This is a genomic window from Stenotrophomonas sp. P5_A8 (assembly GCF_056400545.1).
The window spans coordinates 1-8,181 of record NZ_JBFULB010000167.1 but is presented as its reverse complement, the minus strand read 5'-3'; the positions used below and the strand labels follow the sequence as shown (position 1 = coordinate 8,181).

The 8,181-nt window shown below is 68.1% G+C and carries 7 protein-coding genes; 3 read left to right on the top strand and 4 right to left on the bottom strand.

The features are described 5' to 3' along the window. From AC1DQP_RS12615 to AC1DQP_RS12600, 4 genes are all read right to left on the bottom strand, one after another. A partial coding sequence (locus AC1DQP_RS12615; RefSeq protein ID WP_478051710.1) for a hypothetical protein occupies positions 1-247 on the bottom strand: 247 nt, incomplete at its 3' end. A 60-nt stretch (positions 248-307) separates the two neighbouring features. Next, the gene (locus AC1DQP_RS12610) at positions 308-988 is read right to left on the bottom strand and encodes a class I SAM-dependent methyltransferase (protein WP_256776532.1); all 681 of its coding nucleotides are present in this window, start codon (positions 986-988) and stop codon (positions 308-310) included. 17 nt (positions 989-1,005) lie between these two features. Further along, positions 1,006-1,629 carry an SGNH/GDSL hydrolase family protein gene (locus AC1DQP_RS12605; RefSeq protein ID WP_457319139.1) on the bottom strand — a complete coding sequence of 208 codons (624 nt, stop codon included), beginning with the start codon at positions 1,627-1,629 and terminating at the stop codon, positions 1,006-1,008. Position 1,630: 1 nt separating this feature from the next. Beyond that, positions 1,631-2,905: a pyridoxal phosphate-dependent aminotransferase gene (locus AC1DQP_RS12600; protein ID WP_256776531.1), complete on the bottom strand. Its 1,275-nt coding sequence runs from the start codon at positions 2,903-2,905 to the stop codon at positions 1,631-1,633. A gap of 177 nt (positions 2,906-3,082) precedes the next feature. Between AC1DQP_RS12600 and rsgA the strand changes: the two genes are divergently transcribed. From rsgA to AC1DQP_RS12585, 3 genes are all read left to right on the top strand, one after another. Beyond that, entirely contained in the window at positions 3,083-4,189 is a 1,107-nt protein-coding gene (gene rsgA / locus AC1DQP_RS12595; RefSeq protein ID WP_256776522.1) for a ribosome small subunit-dependent GTPase A, read from the top strand. A 75-nt stretch (positions 4,190-4,264) separates the two neighbouring features. Then, the gene (locus tag AC1DQP_RS12590) at positions 4,265-5,506 is read left to right on the top strand and encodes a flavohemoglobin expression-modulating QEGLA motif protein (protein WP_457319138.1); all 1,242 of its coding nucleotides are present in this window, start codon (positions 4,265-4,267) and stop codon (positions 5,504-5,506) included. 147 nt (positions 5,507-5,653) lie between these two features. Further along, positions 5,654-7,957 (top strand): TonB-dependent receptor, encoded by a 2,304-nt coding sequence (locus AC1DQP_RS12585; RefSeq protein WP_457319137.1) that lies wholly within the window; start codon positions 5,654-5,656, stop codon positions 7,955-7,957. Positions 7,958-8,181: the final 224 nt, after the last annotated feature.

Below are 8,181 nucleotides of genomic sequence, written 5' to 3'. Positions count from 1 at the left end.
CCAGTACGCCGGTAACCCGGCGTCGGCGATGCTGCAGCAGGCTGCCGATCCCCATCAGCGTGGCCAAGACCGCCAAGCCGATGCTGATGCACAGCACCACCAGCAGCAGCACCGGCAGCTCGCGCATCTCGGCATGCGCGGGGGTGTGGGCGACGTGCGCGCTGATCGCGAACATCACCAGCCCGCACAGGCTGATCACCAGTGCGGCGATGCCCAGGGCGGAATGGCGGGATGAGGGCGGGGTCATGCGGGCTCCATGCCGGTATCGGGGCGCGAGTATGCGCGTGCAGCGCGCAGGGCGCGACTGTCAGCCCCGGATCGGCCGCTCAGCGCAGACCAGCCAGTTGTTGAACGGCGTGTTGCCATACAACGGGGTCATCTGCAGGCGCAGGCCGGCCGCTTCCAGCGGCGCGCGCACGCTGGCGGCATCGGGATAATGCCGCGGTCGCGTGCCCATCCAGCCCACCAGGTGGGCCAGCATGTCGGTGATGCGGGTGGCGCGGTCGCGGCCGCTGTTGTCGGCCAGGGTGGTGCGGATCACCAGCCGCCCGCCCGGGGCCACGCGCGTGGCGGCAGCATGCAGCAGACCCGCCTGCGCATCGGCCGGCAGGTACTGCAGCACATCCAGCAGGGTCACGCTGCCGTGGTGGTCGGGCAGGGTGGCGCTGGCGTCCAGGCAGTCGAAACGCGCATCGGTCAGCGCCGCCTGTGCACCGGCACGCTGCGCACGCGCGATCTTGTCCGCGTCGATGTCCACGCCCAGGTACGGCTGCTGCTGACCGGCCTGGCGCAGCACGTGGGCCAGCAGGCCCAGCCCGCAGCCGATGTCCAGCAGCCCGCCCTGCGCCGGTACCAGCGCGGCCAGCACGCCCGGATACAGCGGATCGCTGCCGAGCTTGCCGCGGCTGTAGTAATAATCGCGTCGGTTGCCGAAGCGCCGGGCCGGCATGAAGGCTGCGGCGATGCGGCGGGCCTGTTCCTTGGCCAGTGGCAGCGCGTCCGTGCTCAGCGCGCCACCTCGTCGGCCAGTTGCACCCGTGCGACCGGGAAGACGCGCTGGTTCCACAGCGTGTACATCGTCGCCGACGGATGCAGCCCGTCTTCGACCAGCATCGGCGCTTCCCCGCCCAGCTCGCGGCTGACCTCGGTGATGTCGATGAAGGCGACGTCGTGCGCGGCGCAGATCGCGGCGGCCGCCGCGTTGTAGGCGTCCAGTGCATGCCCGATCTGGGCCCGGTCGCGGCCGGACGCGATCCCGTACGCGGTCACTCCCCAATCGGGAATGGACAGCACCAGCACGCGCGACGCGCGACCGCCGGCAAAGCCGAGCGCGCGTTGCAGCAGGGCGGTGAAACGGGGCCGGTAGTCGTCCACGCTGCGCCCGCGGTACTGGTCATTCACCCCGATCAGCAGGCTGACCAGGTCGAAGGGTCCCTGCGGGGCCGCGGCGTCGATGCCCGCATCGAGTTCGTCGGTGGTCCAGCCGGTGGTGGCGATGATCTGCGGGTCTTCCACCGCGATGCCGATGTCGCGCAGGCCGGCGGCCAGCTGCGAGGGCCAGCGCCCTGACGGCTGCACGCCTTCGCCGATGGTGTACGAATCGCCCAGTGCCAGGTAGGACAGCGCCACCTCAGGCCACCGCGCTGCGTGGCTTCAACGGCACCACCTTGGTGTTGGCTTCTGCACGGCGGGCCAGCGCACGGTCGATGCGCGCGAAGACATCGCGCATGACGTCCGGCTCGGGCAGCAGGGTCACGCGGAAATGGTGGCGGTAGGGCACGTTGAAGCTGGAGCCCGGCACGACCAGCACGCCTTCCTCGTTCATCAGTTCCAAGGCGAAATCATGGTCGTCGAAGCTGCGCGCGGCCGGGCCGACCACCGCCGGGAACGCGTACAGCGCGCCGGCCGGGGCAACCAGCGACAGGTGCTCGCTGGCGTTGCAGGCCTCGATCACCGCGCGCCGGGTTTCATACAGGCGGCCACCGGGGGCGCACAGCGGGGAGATGGTGTCCGGGCCGTTGACCGCGGCATCGATGGCGTACTGGCCGGGCACGTTGGCGCACAGCCGCAGTGCGCTGAGCAGGTCCATCGCCGCGCGGAATTCGCCCAGCCGCTCGGCCGCGCCGGACAGCATCGCCCAGCCCACCCGCCAGCCGCAGGCGCGATGCACCTTGCTCAGCCCGCTGAAGGTGATGCACGGGTGTTCGCCGGCCAGTGGCGCCACCGCATGGAACGCGGCACCGTCGTAGAGGATCTGGTCGTAGATCTCATCGACCATCAGCAGCAGGTTGTGCTTGACCGCGATCGCCACGATCTTCTCCAGCAGTTCGCGCGAGTAGCTGGCGCCGCTGGGGTTGTTCGGGTTGATCAGCACGATGGCGCGGGTGCGCGAGGACACCAGTGTTTCGATTTCGACCGGGTCCGGCTGGAAGCCGTTCTCCGGTGCGCAGCGGTAATACACCGGCCGGCCGTCGTTGAGGATGGTCGCCGCCGACCACAGCGGATAGTCGGGAGAGGGCACCAGCACTTCATCGCCGGGGTTGAGCAGGGCGCGCAGCGACAGGTCGATCAGCTCGCTGACGCCGTTGCCGATAAACACCCGGTCAGGATGCGCGTCGGGGGCACCGCGCCGGGCGTAGGCGGCGGCAATCGCTTCGCGGGCCTCGGGCAGGCCCTGCTGGTGGGTATAGGGATCGGTGCGGCCCATGTCATCGGCGATCGCGCGCTGCAGGTGCTCCGGCGCGCGGAACCCGAAGTTGCCCGGGTTGCCGATGTTCAGCTTGATCAGCTTGCGGCCCTGCGCCTCCAGCTCCCGCGCTCGTCGCGCCAGTTCGCCCCGGATCTCGTAGCGGACTTCGGACAGGCGCTCGCGGGTGGCAAGCGGCTTCAGCGGGGGCGTGGACATGAACGGGCCGTCATCGTCGGGCATGGAAATGGCATGGTAGCGGAAATGTTGCGTTGCAGGGCAAGGCTTTCGGGCCAAATTCCGAGCACTGCCAAGCAGTTGCGCAGACGCGGGCGGGACTGGGCCTTCGCTACTGGCCGAGCACTGCGGCGACGCCCGGTCGCCACACCCTCTAGAATGGGCACGATGAGCGAACCCACTGATTATCTTGCCCTGCAGACCATTGGCTGGCCCTGGCCGGGCGGCCCCGAACTCCCGGCCTGGCAGGCCTTGTTCGAGCAGTTCCCGCAGGCGCGCCCGGGTCGTGTGATCGAGCAGCATCGCACCGGCTACATCGTCTCGGACATGCCCGATGCGGCAATCAAGACCGAATCCCCGCCGGAATGGCAGCGCCCGCGCTTTCCCAGCCACGAACGCGCGGCCGTGGGCGACTGGGTGCTGATGGAGGGCATCAAGATCGTGGCGCTGCTGCCGCGGCGTACCGCGATCAAGCGCGGCGCGGCCGGCGAGCATTACCACCAGCAGGTGATCGCGGCCAACATCGATACCGTGTTCATCGTCTGCGGCCTGGATGCCGACTTCAACCCGCGCCGCATCGAGCGCTACCTGCTGCTGGTCGGCGGTGGCGGCGCGCAGCCGGTGGTGGTGCTGACCAAGGCCGACCAGACCGAGTACAGCCAGGATGCCCTGGACGTGCTGGAAGAACTGGCCGCGCAGGACATCCCGCTGCTGGCGGTCAACGGCAAGGACCCGGCCAGCGCGTCGGCCCTGCTGCCGTGGCTGGGCGCGGGCCGGACCGTGGTGCTGGTGGGCTCGTCGGGTGCCGGCAAGTCCACCCTGACCAACACGCTGCTGGGCGAGGAGCGGATGAAGACCGCCGACGTGCGCAGCAACGATTCGCGCGGCCGCCACACCACCACGCACCGCGCGCTGATCCCGCTGCCGGCCGGTGCCTGCCTGATCGACACCCCGGGCATGCGCGAACTCAAGCCGACCGGTGAGGAAGCCCTGAGCGAAGGCGGCTTTTCCGACGTGGAAGCGCTGTCGGCGCAATGCCGGTTCCGCGACTGCGCACACCAGCGCGAGCCGGGCTGTGCGATCCGTGCGGCCATCGATGACGGCACGCTGGATGAAGAGCGGTTGTTGAACTACTTCAAGCTGAAGGAAGAAGTGGCCGCCGCCGCGGCCAAGCTGGCCGTGCGCCAGGCCCAGCAGGCGATCGAGCGCAAGCACGTGGGCAAGGGCGCGCAATGGCGCCCGGGCGGCAAGGGCGGCCGCCGATAGCCGGGTAGAGCCACCCCATGGGTGGCTGCACCAACTCCCCGCGTGGCTGCTATTGTCCGCCCCATGGACACACCAATGACCGTGGATCGTGAGGTGGCCCACCACACCGCGCTCGATGCGCAGCTGGTGGAGGCAGTGGGTGGCATCAAGCTGCTGGGCCTGACGAGCTGGCCCGCTGCCCTGCAGGCCCCGTTCCTGGCCAGTGTCGCCCGCGGCCAGCCGGTGCTGCCGCAGGTGGCCTATCCCCGGCTCGACTTCGGCGACACCCGCCGCGCGCTCGCCGCCATCAGCGCCCAATGCGATCCGGACCATCCCATCGGCCTGTACGTGCAGCGCTCGGCGCACAGCTGGGACCTGGCCGCCGGTCTGCTCGAATCGCTGGGCACGACMGAGGTCGACCGCTATTCGGTCGAACTGTTCGGCGCGCCCGAGCACCCGCTGCCTGGCAACGGCCCCAGCACCCGCGATGCGGCCCGTCACTTCATCCAGATCGCGCAGGAACTGGACCACGAACTGCTCGCGCCCGAAGAACAGGTGCCGGTCTCGGCTACCGCCTTGCAACTGCAGTTGCAGAGCGACCTCGATGCGTTCTTTGAATCGCGCATCATCAGCGTCCAGCTCGACCCGGACCTGATCTCCAAGGCGGCCGCCGGCCCCACCCGCATCCGCCTGCGCACCAGCGCCCGCTTCAGTGCGTACGACCGTGCCCAGCTGTTCCACCACGAAGCACTGGTGCATTCGCTGACCGCACTCAATGGACGCGAGCAGCCGCACCTGCCCAGCCTGGCGTTGTCCTCCCCGCGTGTGACCGCCACCCAGGAGGGCCTGGCCACCTTCGCCGAGCAGATCACCGGCAGCATCGACATCGAGCGCCTCAAGCGCATCAGCCTGCGGACCGAAGCGATCGCGATGGCGCGCGAGGGCGCCGATTTCATCCAGGTATTCCGCTACTTCTGCGCCGAAGGGCAGAACAACGAGGAGAGCTTCGCCTCTGCCCAGCGCGTCTTCCGCGGCGTGCCACCGACCGGCGGCGCTGCATTCACCAAGGACACCGTGTACCTGCGCGGGCTGGTGTCTGTACATACCTTCTTCCGCCACATGCTTGCCGAAGACCGCCTGCAGGTGTGCCGCTGGTTGTTCGCCGGCAAGATGTCGCTGACCGATGCGATCGCCTTCGCACCGCTGTTCGAAGAAGGCATCCTGCGCCCGCCCCGCTGGTTGCCACACTGGGTCAGCCGCGCCAACGGGCTGGCCGGCATGCTGGCGTTCTCGCTGTTCGCCAACCGCATCCGCATGGACCAGCTGGTCGCCGAATGATGCGTTGCATCCGGGCACGCTGCGTCGCGCGACGGGTCGCGTTTCATCTGGAGCGCGCCATAACGTAAGAATGCTTTCATCTTCCGCTCGCATGATGGTCATGCACCTGCAGTGCGCAGGTCACCACCCCACATGCAACGGACGACCATGCTTACCCGACCCCTGACGATCGCGGTTGCGATCGCGCTGTGCGCCGCCAACGCCCACGCCGCCGATGTAGCCGCCACCACCGGTGCAACCACCGATGCGAGCGCCGCGCTCAGCGCGCAGACCCTGGACACCGTGTCGGTGATCGGCCAGGGTGAAACCCGCCAGGTCCAGCGCATCACGGCGGTGGACAAGCAGGTGCTGCCGCCGGGCACCAGCGGCCAGAAGATCCTCGACCGCCTGCCCGGCGTGTCGGTGCAGTCCAACGATGCGTTCGGGGCCAACGAAGAATCGCAGAGCATCACCCTGCGCGGCTTCGACAAGAGCCGCCTGGGCTACACGCTCGATGGCATTCCGCTGGGCGACAACAGCTACGGCAACTACAACGGCCTGAGCATCGCCCGCGCGCTGATCGCAGAAAACCTGGCCGGTGCCGAACTGTCGCAGGGCATCGGTTCGCTGGGCGTGGCCTCCACCAGCAACCTGGGCGGCACTGTCCAGTATTTCTCGCAGGACCCGTCCACCGAATTTGGCGGTCGTGCCAGCGTCACCGTCGGCGATGACAACCAGCGTCGCGGTTACCTGCGCGTGGACACCGGCGACATCAACGGCTTCTCGGCCTACGTCTCAGGCGTGCACCAGGAGGCGGATATGTGGGCCGAGCCGAACCAGAACCAGACCACCCGCCAGTTCAACGCCAAGGCGGTATGGAACGTGGGCGACAACCGCTTCGGCGCGTTTGCCGCGACCTCGCGCGTGAGCCAGGCCAACTATGCCTACCTGTCCAAGAGCATGCTGGCGCGCGGGCTGGGCTACGACTGGAACATCTACGCCCCGGACTGGGATCGCGCGGTGGCCGCGGCCTACTGCGCGCCGGGCACCTACAACGCACAAAAGTGCGCCTTCAGCGGTGGCGTCAACAGCATCGACGATGCGTACTACCAGAGCCGCGCGCTGCGCGACGACAATCTGTACTCGCTGGATGCCGATCTGGCGCTGGGCGAGACCTCGCGCCTGAAGCTGCTGGCCTACCACCATGAGAACCGCGGCCAAGGCCACTGGTGGGCGCCAGGCCAGCCGTCCAACCCGGGTACCGCGCAGGCGCTGCCGATCTCCATCCGCAGCACCAACTACACCATCAACCGCCAGGGCATCACCGCGGCGCTGAGCTGGCAGTGGGGCATCCACGCGCTGGAAGCGGGGCTGTGGTACGAGCGCAACGACCACAACGTCGAGCGCAATTTCTACTACATCACCGGCCCGTTCCTGGATGACGGCTACCTCAACCACCCCGACCGTCGCCTGTTCGACCAGGACTTCGACATCCGCACGCGCCAGTTCTACGTGCAGGACCGCATGCGTTTCCTCGATGACCGCCTCACTGTCGATGTGGGCATCAAGAGCCCGAACACGCGCATGACCGCCAACGCCAGGCCGGGCACCGAGGCCAGCTACGCCTCCGGGACGCTGACCGCGAAGGAGGCGGTGCTGCCGCAGGCGGGCATCGGTTTCAAGCTCAGCCAGAACCAGGAGCTGTTTGCCTCTTACTCGGAGAACATCGCCGCCTTCGTCGGTGGCGGCAGCGGTGGCCCGTTGCAGGTATCCCCGGAATCGTTCGCCGCCAGTGCGGGGCTGGAGCCGGAGAAGTCGAAGACGCTGGAAGCCGGTTTCCGGACCTTCGGCGAGAAGTACCAGGCCTCGATCGCGGCCTACCATGTGATGTTCGACAACCGCCTGCTGTCGCTCAATCCCTGCACGAGCATCGAGGTGGGCACGCGTCCGGAGTGCATCACCCGCTTCATCAACGTAGGCTCGGTGAAGAGCCAGGGCGCGGAGTTGACCTTCATCCTCAAGCCGGTCGAGGGCCTGCAGTGGTACAACGCGCTGTCCTGGAACAAGTCCACCTACGAGGATGACTACACCTCCGGCGGTGCGATCGTGCCGGTGGCCGGCAAGATCACGGTGGATACGCCGCAGCGGATGGCCTCCAGCGAGATCAGCTGGAACCGCGACGGGTTCTTCGCCAGCCTGCGCGCCAAATACACGGGCAAACGTTACTACACCTACACCAACGACCAGTCGGTGGCCGGGGTGACGACGGTCGATGCGGGTGCGGGGTATTCATTCGGTCCGGGGCTGGGCCTGCGCGACATCAAGGTGTCGCTCAACGCGACCAACCTGACCAACAAGCGCTACGCCGGCCAGCTCAGTTCGTTCGCCCCGACCGATCCGAACGGCACCCGCTACGCGATCCACGCCAGTGCGCCGCGCCAGGTGTTCATGACGGTGGCCGCTGAATTCTGAAGCATCTCGCGTGCCGGGCCGCTGTTTTGGTCGGGTACGGGTGGGGTGGCGGGACACGCCGCAAGTACGTCCCTGTAGGCGCGCATGCGCCATCCATGGCGCATGACGGTCCCGCCACCCCACCCGTACCCGCCCTTGACAGTTTGCGGGTGCTCAACAAGAAAGCGGGATGCAGTGCGGCGCGTTGCGCGCCGCTGGTTGCTCTGCGCGGCTGTGTTCCAGCC

What these genes read in the sequence shown, in the direction of transcription:
- AC1DQP_RS12600 (WP_256776531.1), bottom strand. Translation starts at nt 2,905, where the DNA reads ATGTCCACGCCCCCGCTGAAGCCGCTTGCCACCCGCGAGCGCCTGTCC.
- rsgA (WP_256776522.1), top strand. Translation starts at nt 3,083, where the DNA reads ATGGGCACGATGAGCGAACCCACTGATTATCTTGCCCTGCAGACCATT.
- AC1DQP_RS12585 (WP_457319137.1), top strand. Translation starts at nt 5,654, where the DNA reads ATGCTTACCCGACCCCTGACGATCGCGGTTGCGATCGCGCTGTGCGCC.